General features: G+C 69.9%; 12 protein-coding genes and 2 pseudogenes. 4 read left to right on the top strand and 10 right to left on the bottom strand.

Annotation, left to right across the window (positions count from 1 at the left end; genetic code table 11):
• Window positions 1–55 precede the first annotated feature (55 nt).
• The gene (locus AB0411_RS04825; protein WP_366415795.1) at window positions 56–622 is read right to left on the bottom strand and encodes a TetR/AcrR family transcriptional regulator; all 567 of its coding nucleotides are present in this window, start codon (window positions 620–622) and stop codon (window positions 56–58) included.
• A 355-nt stretch (window positions 623–977) separates the two neighbouring features.
• Here AB0411_RS04825 and AB0411_RS04820 point away from each other — a divergent pair, with 355 nt between their 5' ends.
• Window positions 978–2,672 (top strand): APC family permease, encoded by a 1,695-nt coding sequence (locus tag AB0411_RS04820; protein ID WP_366415794.1) that lies wholly within the window; start codon window positions 978–980, stop codon window positions 2,670–2,672.
• 98 nt (window positions 2,673–2,770) lie between these two features.
• Here the strand turns inward: AB0411_RS04820 and AB0411_RS04815 are convergent, their stop codons facing one another.
• Genes AB0411_RS04815 through AB0411_RS04805 form a run of 3 tightly spaced genes read right to left on the bottom strand, consistent with a single transcriptional unit; the run spans window position 2,771 to window position 5,661 of the window.
• Window positions 2,771–3,715 carry a DMT family transporter gene (locus tag AB0411_RS04815; protein ID WP_366415793.1) on the bottom strand — a complete coding sequence of 315 codons (945 nt, stop codon included), beginning with the start codon at window positions 3,713–3,715 and terminating at the stop codon, window positions 2,771–2,773.
• Window positions 3,715–5,241: an acyl-CoA dehydrogenase family protein gene (locus AB0411_RS04810; protein WP_366415792.1), complete on the bottom strand. Its 1,527-nt coding sequence runs from the start codon at window positions 5,239–5,241 to the stop codon at window positions 3,715–3,717. Before AB0411_RS04810 ends, AB0411_RS04815 begins: the two co-directional genes overlap by 1 nt.
• 45 nt (window positions 5,242–5,286) lie before the next feature.
• Window positions 5,287–5,661 (bottom strand): acyl-CoA thioesterase, encoded by a 375-nt coding sequence (locus tag AB0411_RS04805; protein ID WP_366415791.1) that lies wholly within the window; start codon window positions 5,659–5,661, stop codon window positions 5,287–5,289.
• Window positions 5,662–5,907: 246 nt separating this feature from the next.
• On the opposite strand from AB0411_RS04805, the gene AB0411_RS04800 reads away from it, so the two are divergent.
• On the top strand, window positions 5,908–6,642 hold the full coding sequence (locus tag AB0411_RS04800) for a hypothetical protein (RefSeq protein WP_366415790.1): 735 nt from the start codon (window positions 5,908–5,910) through the stop codon (window positions 6,640–6,642).
• A gap of 193 nt (window positions 6,643–6,835) precedes the next feature.
• On the opposite strand, the gene AB0411_RS04795 is transcribed toward AB0411_RS04800, so the two are convergent.
• Complete coding sequence (locus AB0411_RS04795) at window positions 6,836–7,381, bottom strand: hypothetical protein (protein ID WP_366415789.1); 546 nt, start codon at window positions 7,379–7,381, stop codon at window positions 6,836–6,838.
• A 218-nt stretch (window positions 7,382–7,599) separates the two neighbouring features.
• On the opposite strand from AB0411_RS04795, the gene AB0411_RS04790 reads away from it, so the two are divergent.
• Complete coding sequence (locus AB0411_RS04790; protein ID WP_366415788.1) at window positions 7,600–9,987, top strand: hypothetical protein; 2,388 nt, start codon at window positions 7,600–7,602, stop codon at window positions 9,985–9,987.
• Between the two features lie 314 nt (window positions 9,988–10,301).
• Here AB0411_RS04790 and AB0411_RS04785 read toward each other — a convergent pair whose 3' ends face one another.
• From AB0411_RS04785 to AB0411_RS04770, 4 genes and pseudogenes are all read right to left on the bottom strand, one after another.
• Window positions 10,302–11,285, bottom strand: coding sequence for a glycine betaine ABC transporter substrate-binding protein (locus AB0411_RS04785; protein ID WP_366416296.1), 984 nt, complete (start codon window positions 11,283–11,285; stop codon window positions 10,302–10,304).
• An 8-nt stretch (window positions 11,286–11,293) separates the two neighbouring features.
• A pseudogene (locus AB0411_RS04780) lies at window positions 11,294–11,639 on the bottom strand (ABC transporter permease subunit); the annotation flags it as partial.
• A gap of 226 nt (window positions 11,640–11,865) precedes the next feature.
• A pseudogene (locus AB0411_RS04775) lies at window positions 11,866–12,024 on the bottom strand (Lrp/AsnC family transcriptional regulator); the annotation flags it as partial.
• Window positions 12,025–12,479: 455 nt separating this feature from the next.
• Window positions 12,480–13,610 carry a hypothetical protein gene (locus AB0411_RS04770; RefSeq protein WP_366415787.1) on the bottom strand — a complete coding sequence of 377 codons (1,131 nt, stop codon included), beginning with the start codon at window positions 13,608–13,610 and terminating at the stop codon, window positions 12,480–12,482.
• 592 nt (window positions 13,611–14,202) lie between these two features.
• Here AB0411_RS04770 and AB0411_RS04765 point away from each other — a divergent pair.
• Window positions 14,203–14,547, top strand: a complete 345-nt coding sequence (locus AB0411_RS04765; RefSeq protein ID WP_366415786.1) for a hypothetical protein — start codon at window positions 14,203–14,205, stop codon at window positions 14,545–14,547.
• 10 nt (window positions 14,548–14,557) lie between these two features.
• Here AB0411_RS04765 and AB0411_RS04760 read toward each other — a convergent pair whose 3' ends face one another.
• A complete protein-coding gene (locus AB0411_RS04760) occupies window positions 14,558–16,786 on the bottom strand; it encodes a SpoIIE family protein phosphatase (RefSeq protein WP_366415785.1) in 2,229 nt (742 codons plus the stop codon).
• Between the last annotated feature and the right edge of the window lie 35 nt (window positions 16,787–16,821).

The raw sequence follows: 16,821 nt of genomic DNA, 5'->3' as shown, positions 1-16,821 counted from the left end.
CCACTCACTCCATACTCCAAAGAAACGGCCGCGGAGTGCGGCCGTCCGTCCTGCCTCAGAAGTGCCGGATCCCGGCGAGCAGCGTCCTCGTCCAGGGGGCGTCCACCTCGGTCGCACCGATGGAGACCGCCACATTGCACAGAAAGCCCCGGGCGAAGAACTCCTGGACCGGCCCGTCCGGGGCCCCCGACGCGGAACGCACATACTCCACGAGCCTCGCGTAGAGCGTCTGCACGGCCTCCCCGATCGCGGGCTCGCTCGCCGCGCAGTTCGCGTGCATCAGCACCCGCAGCAGGTCGTCCCGGTCGGCGATGAGGTGCGCGTACGCCAGCGCCATCGCGTCCAGCACAGCCTCCGGTTCCGCGCTCCCGACCCCGACGGCCGCCTCTGCCAGGTGCTCCCGGATCAGCCGCGAGCAGTCCTCGACGACCGCGACGAACAGCGTCTCCTTGTCGGGGAAGAGCCGGTACAGATACGACTGCGAGATCCCCGCACCCTTGGCGACCTCGGTGGTGGAGGTGCCGTAGTACCCGCGTGCGGCGAAGACCCTGGCCGCGGTGGCCAGCACCTCGCCGCGTCGTGCGTCCGCCGTGGAGAGGCGGCGCGCCTGTGTCGTTGCCATGTGAGTAATAAACCACTCACACATGGGGGCGTCAATCCCTCACCGGAAAGACGGCCACGAGAGCGGCGAACGCCCGGCACCGGCCGCCATGACGCGGTGCGTGCCGCCCCCGCTGTGACGCGTCTCATGCAGGGACCTCCCGGGCGGCCGGTGAGCCGCGCGCAGACAGCGAACGGGCCGTGGGCCCAAGCGCGTTGACCCCGTGCGCGTGGCCTGCCGGGGCGAGTGCGTGCGGCGCTCCGGCGAGACGGCGGCGTTCCCGCCATGTGGCCGGAAATAAGGTGGTCGGCGGCAGACGACAGCGGCCCCTGGACAACGCGGGGCACGCGCACCACCAGGACGGACGACACATCCCATGGACATGAGCGCGGGCGAGCGCAAGGGGCTCAGCCTCTTCGCCCTCATCATGATCGGCATAGGTTCGATCTTCGGCTCCGGCTGGCTCTTCGGTGCCGGCTCCGCCGCCCAGGTGGCGGGCCCCGCGGCGGTGGTCGCCTGGGTGATCGGCGTGATCTTCATCGGCATGATCGCGATGTCGTACGCGGAGGTCGGCTCGGCCTATCCGATCCCCGGCGGCATGGCCCGCTACGGGCACCTCTCGCACGGTCCGGTCCTGGGCTTCCTCACCGGCTGGGCGGTGTGGATCGCGACCGCCTCGCTGATCCCGATCGAGTCGATCGCGGCCACCCAGTACATGACGTCCTGGAGCTTCGGCTGGGCGCAGGGCCTGGTCGATCCGGCCACCCACCAGCTGACCCTTTCGGGTACGGCGGTGGCGCTGGTCCTGACCCTCGCGCTCTGGCTGACCTGTTTCTGGTCGGTGCAGCTGCTGGCCCGCGCCAACACCGTGCTCACCCTCGTCAAGTTCGCCATCCCGGTGCTGGCGGTGCTCGCCCTGGTCGGGTCGGGCTTCCACACCTCGAACTTCACCGCGCACGGCGGCTTCGCCCCGTACGGCTGGCCGGCCGTGCTCACCGCCGTCACCACCTGCGGCGTGGTCTTCGCCTTCAACGGCTTCCAGGCCGTGGTCAACCTCGGCGGGGCCGCCAAGAACCCGGGCCGGGCCATCCCGCTCGCCCTGGTCGGCGCGCTCGCGCTGGGCCTGGTGATCTACCTGGCGCTGCAGGTCTCCTACCTGGGGTCGGTGCCGCCCGAGCTGCTGGCGCGGTCCGGCGGATGGCAGGGCGTGAACCTCAACTCGCCGTTCGCCGACCTGGCGGGGCTGCTGATGCTGCACTGGGTGGTCACCATGCTGCAGTTCGGCGCGTTCATCTCGCCGGCCGGGTCCAACATCGCCAATGTCGCCTCGGCCGCGTACATGGTCACCAACCTCGCCGAGACCGGGTTCTTCCCCCGGAAGCTGGCGGCCGTGCACCCGCGCTACGGCACCGCCCGCCCCGCGATGTGGCTGAACCTCGGCTTCTCCGTCGTCCTGCTGCTCACCGTCGGCCGCAGCTGGCAGGCGCTGGCCGGCGTGGTGTCGGCAGCCATGGTCATCTCGTATCTGATCGGCCCGATCGCGGTGGGGGTGCTGCGGCGGACCCGCCCGGACCTGCCCCGTCCCTTCCGGCTGCCGGCCGCCGGGGTGCTGTGCCCGGTCACCTTCGCCTTCGCGGCCTGCGCGCTGTACTGGTCGAAGTGGCCGGAGACCGGAAAGATCACCGTGCTGACGCTGGTGGCCGCACCGGTCGCGGCGCTGGTGCTGCGGCGCCGGGACCGGAACGAAAGCGGCAGCGGGGCGGCCGGCGGCAGTGGCGGGCGACGGACGGGCCTGCTGCGGCAGTTCGCGCCGGCCTGGTGGATGATCGTCTTCCTGGTGTGGACGGCCGCGGTGTCCGCGCTGGGCGGCAAGGAGTTCGGCGGCCGGGACGTCCTCCCCGGCGTGCTCGGCACCGTCCTGATCGCGGTCACCGCCCCGCTGTTCTACTTCTGGGCGGTGCGCTCCGGGGTCAGGGCCCACGCACAGGGCCTGACCGGTGGCCTGTCCCCCGCCGAAGCCGCCGCGGCGCCCGCTGCCGCCGCCGACGCACGCCCGATGGCCTCCGTCTGAGGCACCGTGCCGGGCTCCGGGTCACCCCCGGAGCCCGGCACGGGATCTCTTCGCCGCCGGCTTGGCGCAGCGGGGCCCGCAACGGCCCCCACCCCTGCTCAGGCGCGTTCCGTCGCCGGCACGGAGTCCTCGACCGGCGCCGCGGGAGCCTGTTCGGCGTGCGGGGGCCGGCTGCTGCGGTGGAAGACCGTGATCGAGACCATGATGACCGCGAACCCGATGATCTCCGACAGGGTCGGGCGCTGGCCCAGTACCGGCCAGGCGATCAGCCCCGCGGCGATCGGGACGCCGTAGAAGTACGACGCCACCCGGTCCGCGCTCTCCGAACGCATCAGGACGAACAGCAGGCTGAGCGCGCCGATCGACACACCGACCGACATCCACAGTTCCGACAGCAGGAACTGCGGGGTCCACCGGATGTCGCCCTTCTCGAAGACCAGTCCGCCGACGAGCATGACGACGGCCGACGAGCCGGACTGCACAAAGCCATTGATCAGCAGGTGTGCGCCGGGGTTCCTCCGCTGGAAGCAGAACTGTCCGGTCGACACTCCCACCAGGCCGAGGACGCCGAAGGCGACATTGGTCGGGGTGAGCCCGGATGACGACGCCAGGCCCCGGTAGACCGTGATGGCGACGCCGACCAGCCCGCCGAGCAGTGCCAGCACCGACAGCAGCCGGACCTTCCGCCCGGTCACCACGGAGACCATCAACCACACCAGAAGCGGTTGCAGGGCGATGATCAGTGCCGAGACCGCGGGAGTCATGCCGTGGTGGAGCGCGTAGAACACCCCGACGGAGAACACCCCTTGCAGCAGGATCCCGCTGAGCACGAGGTGGAGATAGCCCGAGCGTGGCCAGCCGACCCTGAAGCACAGGATCAGGACGAACAGGATGGCCGCGGTCGCACCGAACCGGATGGCCAGGTAGAAGAAGGGCTCCGCATAGGGCAGGCCGTACCGGCCGCCCACAAAACCTGATCCGTAGAGAACGACGAACGTCAGCGCAATGAGCGAAACCTTGAGGTTCTTGGTCCCGCCGGGCACTAGCGCATTCCCACCTTGGAGTCGAAAGTGACCACGGAGCCGTGCGGACGCAGCGCGCCCGGCAGGGTCTGCGGGCCGGCGAGCCGGGCGGTCAGCTCGTACTCGTTCACCAGGCCGGCGATCTCGTTCTTCAGGACCGCGATCGCCTTGGGGTAGTCGGCGTCGTCCACGGCGAGCCGGGCGCTGGGCGCGGCCGAGCGGGACGACTTCTGCAGCGCGCTGATTCCGTAGATCCTGGACAGGATGCGGCCCAGGATCACGATCCGGTCCTGCGACGGCGCGTCCGTGAGATGGCTGAGGTTGATGTCGGTGAGGTGGAAGAACGCGTCTTCCAGATATCCGAACCGGCCGAGGAACTCCAGTGGCGACCGGAGCCCGGAGTCCTGGAAATGGCGCAGGAACAGATGCGCCAGGTGCTGGCACAGCAGGTCGTTGGTGCCGTCGAAGACGGTGTAGACGCGCGCATCGAGCAGGGCGTAGGCGGCGATGTTGTCCGGTGCGCCCTTCCGGTAGCCTTCGCCGCCGCACAACTGCTGGTAGTCGATGGCCGATTCCAGCATGAGTTCGGAGGCCAGCACCTTGGTCGCCAGTGAGGCGAACATGCTGTTCTCCAGGTCCGTGTAGTAGTCCTCCGCCAGCATCAGGTGCCGGTACAGCGCATTGCAGGCGACGTAGTTCTGCCTGATGCGACTGACCTTGTAACGCACATAGCCGATGTCGTGCAGTGTGCCGTCGCCGATCTTCCGGGTGCTGACCTGGCGCAGCGATTCGGTGCTCAGCCGGCGCAGGAATCCGCTGGCCATGGCGGCCTTGCTGAAGCGGGACGCGCACAGGATCTCGGCGGCGTCGCCCAAGCCCTCCCTGGTTTTGGTGAGCCGGTAATGGCGGGGCACCCGCAGGTCCAGGGTGTTGAGCCCGTATCCGAGGTTCTTCAGCCCCAGGCTGTCGTAGACCTCGGTGGTCACGAATCCGCCGTCCGCACGCCGGTGGGCGAAGTAGGCGAACTCCTTGCGCTCCGGATGCTTGGCGCAGATGATCCACCAGTCCGCCTGCTCACTGAACGCCTGCCAGTGCTTGGTTCCGGTGATCCGGTACGCGTCACCGTCGTCGTGGTAGGTGGTCTGCATGCGGGCGAGGTTCGAACCGCTCCCCGGTTCGGTGAAGGCGAGACCGCCGATGACGGGGTTGCGCGCGAAGTCGTCGAAGACCTCTTCCTTCAGAGCCTCATCGCCGCCGGCCGCCACGTTCCGGAGGAAGAGGACCGTCACGATCATGGTGTACATGCCCAGCGGCAGATTGCGCTCGGACATGATCTCGATGATCTCGCACATCTCCCGATGGCTTTCCCGGCCGCCGTACGCGCGCGGGATGGCCGGTAAGTAGATGCCTAAGTCCACGAGCTTGCGCAGGCCTTCTCGGGAAAGCGGCTCATGCGGAAGTCTGGCGCTGTCGAACTCGTCGATGCTGCGCCGGAAATTGTCCAGGAACTCGGTCGGATCAAGGTCGACCAGGGGGTTGCGCGACATGCTCAAGACAAAGATCCCATCTCGGCTGACTGATTGGTTCCGGTGTTACAGCGCGGCCAGTTCGGTGCGCAGGTGGTCCGGAATACTGGCGGTGGCATCCCTCTCGTAGTCGAAATGCACCATCACACAGGTACCGTGGGCGACCTCGACTCCGCCCTGCGTGGCGACCTGCTCGATGGTGATCGAGGTGTTGCCGACCTTCGCCACTTTGGTCTCGACGGTGACGTCCGCGGACGCGACGATCTGCCGGGTGAAGTCGATCTCGTACCGGCGCAGGATGAGCGCGAGGTCACGCATGTTCGCTTCTTTGCTGAACAGCCGGAAAATCGGTAACCGGCCGTGCTCGAACCACACCGGCACTGCGGAGTTGGTGACATGGCCGAGCACATCGACCTCAGAGAAGCGCGGTGAAATCGTCACCTTCACTTTTTGCCCCTAATTGGTACAGTATTTCGACTTTTTGACAGTGTCTCATCATGATCCTCCGGACGCGCCGCGAACCACCCGGGTGTGACGTGCGTGACACGAGTGTGACAGCCTCAACCTCCTTACCACTGTGCGGAGTTGCGGTTTCCGAGGCCGGACCTCGCGACCGGGAGGCTTCGGGTGTGACGCTGCCCGTCGCTGGGCGGGAATGTCCGTCACCCACCGAACGGGAGACCATGGATGAACGAGGCACTCGCACCCCTGCTGGATCCGATCACGGAGCTGTCCCGGCAGGACGCCTCGTACGACTGGGCGGCCAACGGGGCGCTGACGCTGGACCAGCGCTATCGGGAACGGCAGTTGCCTCTTCTCGACGGCCGGGCCAGAGCGCCTCTCGGACCCGACACCGGCCCGGCCGAGTACTGGCCGCCGATCCGCTCGGCGGTGATCCCGATCGACGGTCGGCGCTTGGCGGCCGACGCGGCTCTCGCCTCTTTCCTGGACGCTCTCCGTCGTAGCGACGCCGGCTCGCTGGTCTGGTGGCCGGGACTGTCCCTGCGAGCCGACCGCCTGCACGCCACGCTCGCCGGAGGACTCGAAGGGGGCGGGGAACTCCCCTCTCGACTGGACCCGCGCATGGAAGTGGTGGTCCGCGGGCCTTGGATCGGACGCTTCAACACCGGGCGGATCTACCTGCCGGTCCAGGCGGCCGACGTGGCATCCGCAACCGCACTCGCGCACCTGCGCACCCGTCTCGGCGCGGAGCACCGCCCGCTCCTGGCCGGCTACCTACAACTCACCGGCGAGGTCAGCGGCGACGCATACCAGCGGCTCCGGGAGCTCGTCGCCACCTACCAGAGCCGTATCGCGGTGCGGATGCCGCTGTCCGCGCTCTGGCTCATGGACACCATGGACGACCTGGTACTGCGCTCACGCGTCGTCACCCGGGTCCCGCGCGACCTCGTCGCGCACTGAGAACTGAAGGGCGGTGCGGCGGGAAGACCCCGCCGCACCGCCCTTCCTGGCTGCGCTCCCGGCCCCTTGCAGCGACCGGCAGATCGGCTGGGCAGCGGAGTGGACACAGGGGACTTGAACAGGTGGACGAGGTCGAGCCCCGCCAGGGCCGCGCCCCCGGCGAGGGTGGGCGGCATCGGCGTGCGGGACGGGGTCATCCCCAACCGCCGGTCGGGTCCAACTCCTCGCCGTCGTCTTCGTCGTCCTCGTCGAAGGGATGGGCGAAGATCGACAACAGCGTCTCTTCCACCGGGTTGCCGACCTCGTCCTCGGTGAGGAGGATCCGGCGCAGCATGTTCAGCGGGTACAGGTAGCTTTCCGGGTCATCGGGGGCGCCGACGCAGGGGTGATCGAGCGCCGAGGTCTCCCCGGCCGCGTTGAAGAACGGCTCGAGCTCCCCGCTGACGATGTCGGGGATGTACTTCCACACCATCTTTTGGTGGCGGCAGAACACCTCTCCCACGTACCAGATCGCGCCCTGGATGAAGGGCGTCATCCGCTGGTCGGTGACCTCCTCCATGCTGTTCGCGGTTTCCCGGATCAGATCGTCCAGGGTCCCCAAGGAGGCCGGGGTGAAGTCCAGCAAGCCCGCGAAGGAGGTCTCTTCGGCCCACCGTTCGTGGGCATCCTGGCGCTCACCCCGCCACCTGAGCAGGTCGGGGTGCCGGGTCGGGCGGTACGTCTCAGCAGGCTCGGTCATGCCGTCGACGGTAGTAGACACCACCGACACCACCGTTGCACTGCTGCCAAGTCGACACCAGATCCGCCCAACAACCCTTTGTACGCGGGGTGTTGGGATCGTCTAGGGTGTGGGGCCGGCGGTCGGCGAAAACTGACACGGGGGCCCCAACCAGCCGCCCGCCCGCGCCATTTGAGTCCCATGGCCCCCACGACCAGGGGACACGCATGAGAACACAGATGCCCATCCGTACCCGGCTCCGGCGACGCCTGGTTTCCTGCCTCGCGGTCGCCTCGGCGGCCGGGATGATGCTCGTCGGCCTCCCCGCCAACGCGAACGCGGCGCCCGGCGACTACGCCAAGGTCACGTCCGGCGGACGGTGCGACAAAATGCACCTCGGCAAGACGTTCCCCCGCACCCCCAACAACTCCGGAGCTCCCACCGGCCAACACCATTGGATCAAGGGCGGTCCGGACGAGGAGTACTACTTCAACCTTGAGTTCAAGGGCTTCGAAGACGTTCCCGCGCCCACCCGCGCCGACCTGAACAGCGTCGGCAACACCGACGCCGACGTCAAGAAGTGGGATACCGCCTACCGGGCGTCGAAGAACCCCGAGGACATGAAGCGCGCCGTCTGGGCCCGCTACGCCCGCTACATCCAGGGCAAGCCGTCCCCGAAGGCGTTCACAAAGTGGGTGCCGCAGAACCTGATCGGCGCCCAGCACTCCCGGGAGAAGGGCGGCGTCTTCGAGCGGAAGACCGTCCAGAACTTCCACCTCGTCGGCCCGGACTGGCTGTGCGAAGTGAAGGTCGAGATCTTCGACAAGGACGGCAACAAGATCGCCTCCCGGCGTTACGACGCCTACAACCAGCGCACCGGCGACCTGGGCGAGTTCAAGGCCGACGGCAAGCGGAAGACCGGCCAGTTCAAGAACGACAAGATCATCCTTCGCCACAAGGACGCGAAGTACGACTTCACGAAGTCGAAATTCACCATGTTCGCCGGGGAGAAGCCCAACGGAGCCACCACCAAGGAGTACAAGGCGGAGAACGCCAAGCTCCGCGCCGAACGAGGATCGGGCAACAACCCGATCCGGATCGCGGAGCGGCGGGCGACGGCGAAGGGGCTGTGGCCGCAGACGAAGTACACCAAGTCCTACCCGGTGTTCAATCCGCGGCCGAACACCGGCACCCAGGGCCCGATCAACTCCATCGCCTACGGCTCCGGGAAGAACCCCGCGCAGGCGCGGCAGATCCAGAACGAGCACAACCAGATGAACACCCGCGGTGTCCTCGGCCGCGGCCCCGGCGGCGTCGACTTCTCCACCTTGGAGCTCCAGTACGTCGGCAGCCCCGTCAAGGGCAAGGGGCTGGACTACAGCATGAAGGCCGACTTCATGCCCGACGAGGACAACAATCCCGGCTGGGGCGGGCAAGCGAAACTCGAGCTGGCCTCGGACGCCCTGTTCACGTGGCTGGCCCTCACCCCCGACCGGCAGTGGGTGAACCTGAATCCGGATCAGCCGGACAAGATCATGGACAGGGGTTTCGGGGAGACCGACGCCGGACGCGTCCTCCTCGAAGCCGACATGGAGATGAAGCGGGACTTCTCCCGCGCCATGGACCCCAAGAAGTCCCCCGGCAAAGAGTTCATGAACGCCGCCCCCAAGGTTGGCGGGGTGCCGTGCTGGGGATCCGGCCGCAACTGGATCGTCCCCGGCCGGGCGAAGGTCCGCGAGCAGGACGGCGGCATCTACATCCTCGACGCCCCGCTCAAGGTCAACCACGCGGCGATGGACTTCGACACCCCCGTGCAGGGCGAGGACTGCTCGAAGAAGCTCACCAAGGCGGAGAAGGAGCGCAGCCACCGGCTGATCACCCGCTACCTCGTTCCGCACGTGGAGAAGCAGATCAACACCGAGAAGAAGTACGCCGATCTGCGCCGCGTCTACAAGTCCCGTGTGGCCGCCGAGTGGATCCGGCAGCAGGACGCCGAGAAGGCCACCGACTTCCGGCCCCTCATCAACAGCAACCAACTCAAGCGCTGGCCGCTGCGGGGCGAGAACGCCGACTGGGACAAGCGCACCGTATGGAAGGAGATGGTGAAGTCCTTCACCAAGGGCGACTTCACGTACGAATGGCCCCTTGGCGACGGACGCATCTACACCTTCTTCGTCGGCGGCGTCGACTTCTCCAAGGCCCCCAAGCGCAACATCACCCCCGTGGAGTTCCAGCTCCAACACCGGCGCCTTCCCCAGACCACGAAGGACAGCGTGCGGGCCCAGACCTCCGCGCGGGATGCCGATGTGACGTTCCTCGGTGGGAACGGGGCCGCGAAGACCGACGACGGCAAGCCCCACCCCACCCCCACACCGACCCCCACGGACTCGGGGAAGCCGACGCCGACCGACGCCCCGTCGACTCCGGCACCGGACCCCACCACCCCGGGCCCCGGTGACACCGGCAAGCCCACCCAGCCCCCGGCGACGGACCCTGACGGCGACCTCGCCGACACCGGATCGGATACCCCGGTCGGCCTGATCAGCGCCCTCGCCGCCGCCGCCGTCGCGGCAGGCGGAGCGCTGACGTGGTGGATGCGCCGCCGTAAGGCGGACACCACCAGCTGAGATCACCCCGTAGCCACGGCTACGCGAAGAGGCCCCCTCCCTGCTGCTCGCGCCGGGGAGGGGGCCTCTCGCCTGCTCCGGGCCGTCGCGGCCGGGGCAGTTGTCCTCTCCGGTGGTGACGTGGTCCGGCGTTCATGCGGGACATCGCCATTCCGACGCCGGGCAGTCGGCGCGCCGCACCCCAGGCCCCGTCCGCCGCTCCCGTGCCGCCGGCGGCAGACGGATCCGCCGCACGACCGCACCACCGGCGTCAACGGCGCGCCCCCGTCGACGTGACGACAACTCACAGGTGGGAGCTCGGGAGAAGCCGTCTGTCAGCCTTCCCGGATGAAGCCCTCCCGCACCAGCCAGTCCTTCGCCACCTCGTGCGGGTCCTCCCCGTCCACGTCCACCCGTGCGTTCAGCCGCTGGGCCTCCGCCCCCGTCAGCCGCTTGGTGATCGGGGAGAGGAGGTCGGCGATGGCGGGGTACTTCCTCATGGTGGCGCTGTTCATCTCGGGTGCCGCGTTGTAGTTGGGGAAGAAGTGCCGGTCGTCCTCCAGCACCTTCAGCTTGAGTTCGGGAATGCGGCCGTCGGTGGTGGCCGCCACGCCGAGGGCGCAGGCCGCTCCCTCGGCGACCTGGGTGTAGACGACGCCGTCGTCCATCTTTTTGAAGTTCCCGCGCCGGAGGGCGAATCCGTACGTCTTCGCCACGCCCGGCAGGCCGTCCTCGCGCACCGAGAACTCGCTTCCGCCGCAGATCGTCGCCGCGCCCGGGTCCTTCTTCGTCAGCCGTGCCACGTCGGAGAGTGTGCGCAGCCGGTACTTCTGCGCATTCGCCTGGTTCGCGACCAGCGCGTAGGTGTTGTTGAGCGGGGCGGGGGGCAGCCAGGTGATGCCGTTGCGGCGGTCCTCCTCGCGTACGGCCTCCCACTGCTTGTACGGGTCGACGACCCGCTTGGTGTGACCGAGGTAGGTGATCCAGGCCGTGCCGGTGTACTCGTACATCCCGTCCGCCGCACCGGACTTGACCGCCTCGCGGGCACCGATCGAGCCCTGGATGTTCGTCCGGTCCAGGACTTCCGCGCCGGCCGCTTTGAAGACCAGCCCCATGATCTGGCCCAGGATGATCTGCTCGGTGAACTCCTTCGAGGTCACGGTCAGTTGGACGCCGTTCAGCGGTCGCCCCTTCCCGATGGAGCCGGGCCGCACCGAGTCGGCCAGCGGGCTGCCGCTGGTCAGCCCGCAGCCGCTCAGCCCTGCGGCGGCGAGCAGCAGGGCGCCCGCGACGGCCGTCCGTACCTGGGCCAGGCGCATCGGTCCCCCTCCAGGCCGCGTGGGCGCAGCAGCAACTCGACGAGCGTCCCCGGCCGGTCCATGACCCGCGCCATGGCGACCGTCGGTACGAAGCCGGGCACCGGCACCGGCACGCGCTGGTTGGTGATGCCGGAGGAGTCCAGGTCCCCGCGTCCTCCTCCTACCCCGAAGGTGGCCGGCGTCGCGCTGCCGGCGTTCGGCACGAGCGCGGTCCGTACGCCGGCCAGGATCAGCGGGGCGGCCAGGGGCAGTTCGCCCCGGAACAGCATCAGCAGCGGCGACATCCCGATGCCGCGCGCCGCCTCCACGAGTGCCGGGGTCGGTGGCCCTCGGGCCGGCCACGGTGTTGCTCATCTCCTCGTCCCGGCCCCCCACCTGCGCGCGGGGCCGCCCGGCCGTCTTCGGTTCGAGCCCGATGTTCCCGGTGACGGTCAGGTGCGGGAAGACGGCGCCGGCATGCGGAGCGGCGCCCACCAGCAGCTGCCGGCAGCGGGTGCCCAGGTACTCCCAGAAGGTCACTTCTCGGTCCCTCCCTCAAGGCCGGTCCTCCGGCGGTCAGCGGTCCGTACGGCGCCTTCCGCGACGCCTGGCGCACCAGTGGAGTGATCCGGAGCGACACCGGATTCTCCAACGTGATCGCCCTCGAGGCCCGCACGATGCCGGCGAATCCCACCATCCGGTCGATCACGCGCGGCAAGTCGGCATTCGAGCGTGCCACCAAACGGCGCAGCGTGTCACCACCCCGCCGGCGGCGAGGAGTACTTACGGGACGGAGCAGCCGGACACGATCGAGGGCTACGTCGAGGTCTCCGACCCGGAGAAGGGGTTCCGCACGCCCGCCGGACGACGCGCACACGTGCTGGCCGTCGGGGAATGGCTCGACCTGGCCATATGACCGGGAACTCTGCCGTGCCAACGGTCGACGCCCGGTCATGGCCAGGACTGCCGCAGCCCTTCCAGCTCCTCATCCGTGAACACCACCGGAGCGGCCACCCGGCAATCCCCCACCAGGACCTCAACGATCCCCTGGCCGGACCGCCTGTTGAGTCATATCCGCCGTGCGCCCAACTGAGTCTGTTCATCTCGGAGTTCGGGAGTCCACCAAGGCGGGAGCGCCCCGGGCGGTGAACTTCCGCCCGGGGCGCTCCCGGACGTCACACAGGGCGCCGGAACGTCAGAAGCCGGAGCCGGGCGTCAAGGCTTGTACGCCTGCCGGAGGGCGCAGGTCCAGATGACGGCGCGGGGGGTCGATGTGGCGTCGGCCGCGGAGCCGCCGACGCGCTGGTCGTCGCTGATGGCGTGGGCCTGGGCGTCGCCCTCCGGGGAGAGCCTGGGCAGTGCCAGCAGCGGACCGGAGCCCGGCCAGATCTGGGCCTGGAGCGGGGGTGCCGTTTCGGGCGGGAAGGGCCCGACCATGTGGCTGTCGAGAGCAGTGCCCACACTGATGTTGGTGGTGGGGCTGATGGCCTCGAAGGTGCCGCTGGTACGTTCCCCGAGCAGTCCCGGCTCGGTCTCGAGGGTGTAGGGCGGGAGCCACTGGGTGGGGGTCAGGGTGTCCAGCCGGGTGTAGTCGTGGGTGCCCACGATCCGGCCGGCGCTGTCGATGTCCCGGGGGTACCAGTAGTCGTAGGGGACTCCCGCGGGCCAGAAGCGCTGGAGCGGTACGGCCGCGGCTCCCGTCCTGGCGGGCCAGGTGAGGCCGGCCGACCAGGATTCGTCGTCCTTGACGGCCTCGCCGGAACCGGCGATCTGCCCGGCGTTGTTGATGGCGGTCACCGAGGTGAGCGCGTACCCGGCGGGCGGGGCGAGCCGGCGGATGATCCGGGTACCGTCCCATACGAGACCGGTGAAGGCGCCGCTCTTGGTCCCGTCGCCGACGATCAGCCCCCGGTCGTTGACGTCCGCCGCGTGGGCCCCCTCGGGCAGGAGGGTCACCGTACGGGCTCCGGCGCGGAAGCTGAAGGCGGCGGTCCGGCCGGTGCCCTGCAGGGTCCCGACCATCAGCCCCTTCGCGTTGACCGCACCGACCTCGCCGCCGGTGAATCCGGCGGGCAGCGGGACGCGGTGGACCCGGGTGCCGGTCCAGTACACGGGCAGACCGCGCGAGGCCCCTACCGCCAGGGCGTTCGGCCCGAGTCCGTTGACCTGGCCGGCTCCTGATCCGGGCAGGGAGGCCAGGACCTGGAGGGCCGGGCGGCAGGCCGCGGGCGGACGGGCGCCGTCGGCGTGCCGGGCCGGCGAGGCGGGCGCCGGGCTCGCGGTCAGCAGCGGGACGAGGAAGGCGGTCGCGGCCACCGTCACCGCGGCGCGGAGATGTCTTCGCATCATGGGTCTCCGTTTCCGACGACGCGGGCAGCGGCCCGCGTCGGCAGGGGAAGGGGCCGGCGGATGCCACGGAGGAACCGGCAGCACCGGAGGGGAGCCGTCCGGCCGGAGCGCCAGGGACGTCCCCAACTTGTCGGAGCATTACCCGACGTCACGGTGCTGTCGTGGCTCGCGCGGATCCTCCTGGCCCCGTTGAACGGGAGGTCAGGAAAGAGCAGGACCGGAAACCGGACGACCGCCCGTTGGGGGGAGTTCCGCGGACCGGCCCCTTTCCTACCCCTCCCCCATGGCCCTCCGGGACGGCTCCGCCGGCCAATGGCCGGAAGTCGTCCGGGACTGTCCGGGTCCGTTTCGAGGGGCGGATGGGACGTCCCGGCGCCAGGGGCCTGGGAACCGTCTCGCGGGCGGCCCCGCACATCGGGTGCTCGCCCGCCGCACGGGGCGAGCGCAGCATGCCTCCAACACGGCTACTCTGGAGGGACGTTGACAACAGCACCCGACCCACAGGGTCTTGGGCATCGCACGTTCGGGCGAGCTTCCCGGTGCAGGCAACATCAGGAGCTGCCACCTAGCCATGGAGTCACAGAACCCTATGGGGTCCGAATTCGACCCGTCGCTTCTGGGCACCCGCCCGCGTACCGAGGTGCTCCGGGCCAGTGCGGCGCTGGCCCAGGTCACGCACGATCTCTCGCCGACCGGCCGTACCGCCCTGGGCGCGCTGGCCGCCTACCGCTGGGCGCTCGGGGACGGGGCCGCCGCCCCCATCACGGGCTTCCGCACGGAAGGCTGCCCCACGGTGCCGGCCCTGACCGCCGAGGTGGACGCGGCCGCCGTGCAGTGGGAGAGCACCCGCAAGGGCACGGCCGCGCACGACTACCTCCGTGGGGTGCACACCGCGCTGGCATGGATCTGCGGGTACACCGAACGGCGGCCGTGAGGACGCTCGTTCACGAACCGGGCCCCTGCCAGCGCAGGTAGAGGGCGGCGATGTCATCGGCGTCGCCCGGGACGGGGGACGGCAGGCAGACCTGCTCGATGTGGGCCAGCAGGGCGCTCTCGGGTACCGAGCGCAGGCCGGCGCCGAAGACCGTGAGGAGCTGCCGGGTTCCGGTGTCCAGGTCGAGCCCCGGACGTTCGACGAGACCGTCGGTGTACAGCAGCAGGTGCGAGCCCGGCGCGAGGGTCACCGACGTGGTGGGGAAGACCGCGTCCGGTTCGATGCCCAGGGGCAGTCCGCCGTCGACGGGAAGGACGGCGGGCCGCTGTCCGGGACCGGCGTGGAGGGGTTGCGGGTGCCCGGCGCGGCACAGGGACAGCCGGCCGGTGTCGGTGTCGAGGTGGGCTATGACACAGGTGGCGAAGAGGTCGTAGTCCGGGTCGGTGGAGGACTGGGTGAGCAGCGCGTTGGTGCGGTGGAGGACGTCGGCCGGCGAGTGTCCCTCGGCGCTGTAGGCGCGCACCGCCGTGCGCAGCCGTCCCATCACGGCGGCGGCCGCGGTGCTGTGGCCCTGTACGTCCCCCACGACGAGGGCGAGGTCGCCCGAGGGCGTGTACCAGGCGTCGTACCAGTCCCCGCCGACGGCGGCGCCCTCCGCCGCGGGCCGGTAGTGGGTGTGCACCGTGGTGTTGCGCGACTCCGGAAGGGCCTGCGGGAGCATGCCCTGCTGGAGCTCGACGGCACGCCGGTGTTCCCGGTCGTGGATGCGCGCCCGGTCCATCGCCTGGGCCAGCAGGGCCGCCACGACGGTGAGCAACGACCGCTCGGCGGGGGCGAATTCGTGCGGGGCGGAGAAGCCGATCAGGCAGGCGGCGCGGCCGTCCTGCGCGGTGGGCAGGGGCAGGACGGCCCAGGACTGGCGCTTGGTGGCGTGGGCGAAGTCGACCAGGGAGGGGTAGCCGGCCAGGCCTTCCCGCAGGGAGCCGGCGAAGGTGGGGGTGCCCCCGAGCAGCGCGTCCCGGAAGGGGGTCGAGGCGTGCAGCGGGAATCCCTCCGTGGCGCTCTCCTCCGCCGGGCCGTACCCCCAGCTGGCGATGACCCGCAGGCGGTCGCGTTCGGTGTCCACGACGAGCAGCCCGTCGGCGCCGAACGCCTGCAGGGCGGTGCCGGTGGCGTTGGCCACGTCGTCGAGGCTGGCCGCGCTCACCAGATGCGCCGCCAGGTCCCGCAGCCGGCCCGACTGTTCCGCCTGGGACGACAGCAGGCGCTGGTTCAGCTGCTGGCGGTCGCAGGCCACGGTGATGTCGGCGACCAGGCCGTCCATCTTCATCGGGTGGCCGTCCGCGGCCGGATGGGCCCGGCCGCGGGCTTCGAGGGTGCGCAGCCGGCCGGTGGCGTCGTACGCGCGGTAGCGGACCTGGTAGTCCGCGCAACGCTGGGCGATGTGTCCGAGACTCTGCCGTAACGCGGGCAGGTCCGTGGCAGGCACCTGGGAGAGGAACTCCTCCAGGGTCAGGGGCGGATCGGAGCGTGGTGCCAGGCCGTGGAGGCGGGCCAGGGCGTCATCGCCCTCGACGACGCCGGTGTCCAGGTGCCAGACGAACGTCCCCAGCTCCATGGTGCCGCTGGCGTCCGCGGCCACGTCCTCGTCCTCCGGCCCGCCGTGGTCCAGTTGGCGTCCGGTCAGCGCGGCGAGGGCGGGCCCGGCGTGGTCGGCGAGGCATTGCAGGAAGGCCCGCTCGACGGGGGAGAATCCGGTCTCGTGCTGCCGCAGCACGGTCAGTACGCCGATGACGGTGTCGTTGTCGATCAGCGGCAGGGCGCCCGTCACCAGGTCGACCGGCAGCCGCTCGATGAGGCCCGGGTAGCGCGCCTGGCGCTGGGCGAAGGAGTTCAGCCAGACCGGACGCGCCTTGCGCACCGCGTCGGTGACCGAGAGGTCCTCGTCGATGCCGATGGCCTCCATGGGAAGGGCCACGTCGGCGGGCAGCCCCTGGGAGGCGACCAGGAACAGGTAGCGGCCGGACGCGTCCAGCAGCAGGAGGGCACCGCCCAGGTCGCCGAGCAGAGGAGCGGCCGCGTCGAGGGCACCGGCGAGCAGCTCCCGGGCGGTGCGCGAGCGCGCCGCTTTTGAGGTCGCGCCGTGGACGGCGGACAGCCATACGGCGGGATCGGACGGGGGACGGCCCGCGGGGCCGGCAGTGCGAACCGCCAGGGTGAGGCGACCGGGTTCTTCCATAGGCGAACCGTAGAAGGACCGGATGATCCGCGAGA

The organism is Streptomyces angustmyceticus (assembly GCF_040701845.1).
Classification (GTDB): domain Bacteria; phylum Actinomycetota; class Actinomycetes; order Streptomycetales; family Streptomycetaceae; genus Streptomyces; species Streptomyces angustmyceticus_A.
The sequence above is the reverse complement of the archived record's forward strand: the minus strand, read 5'-3'. Positions and strand labels throughout refer to the sequence as shown.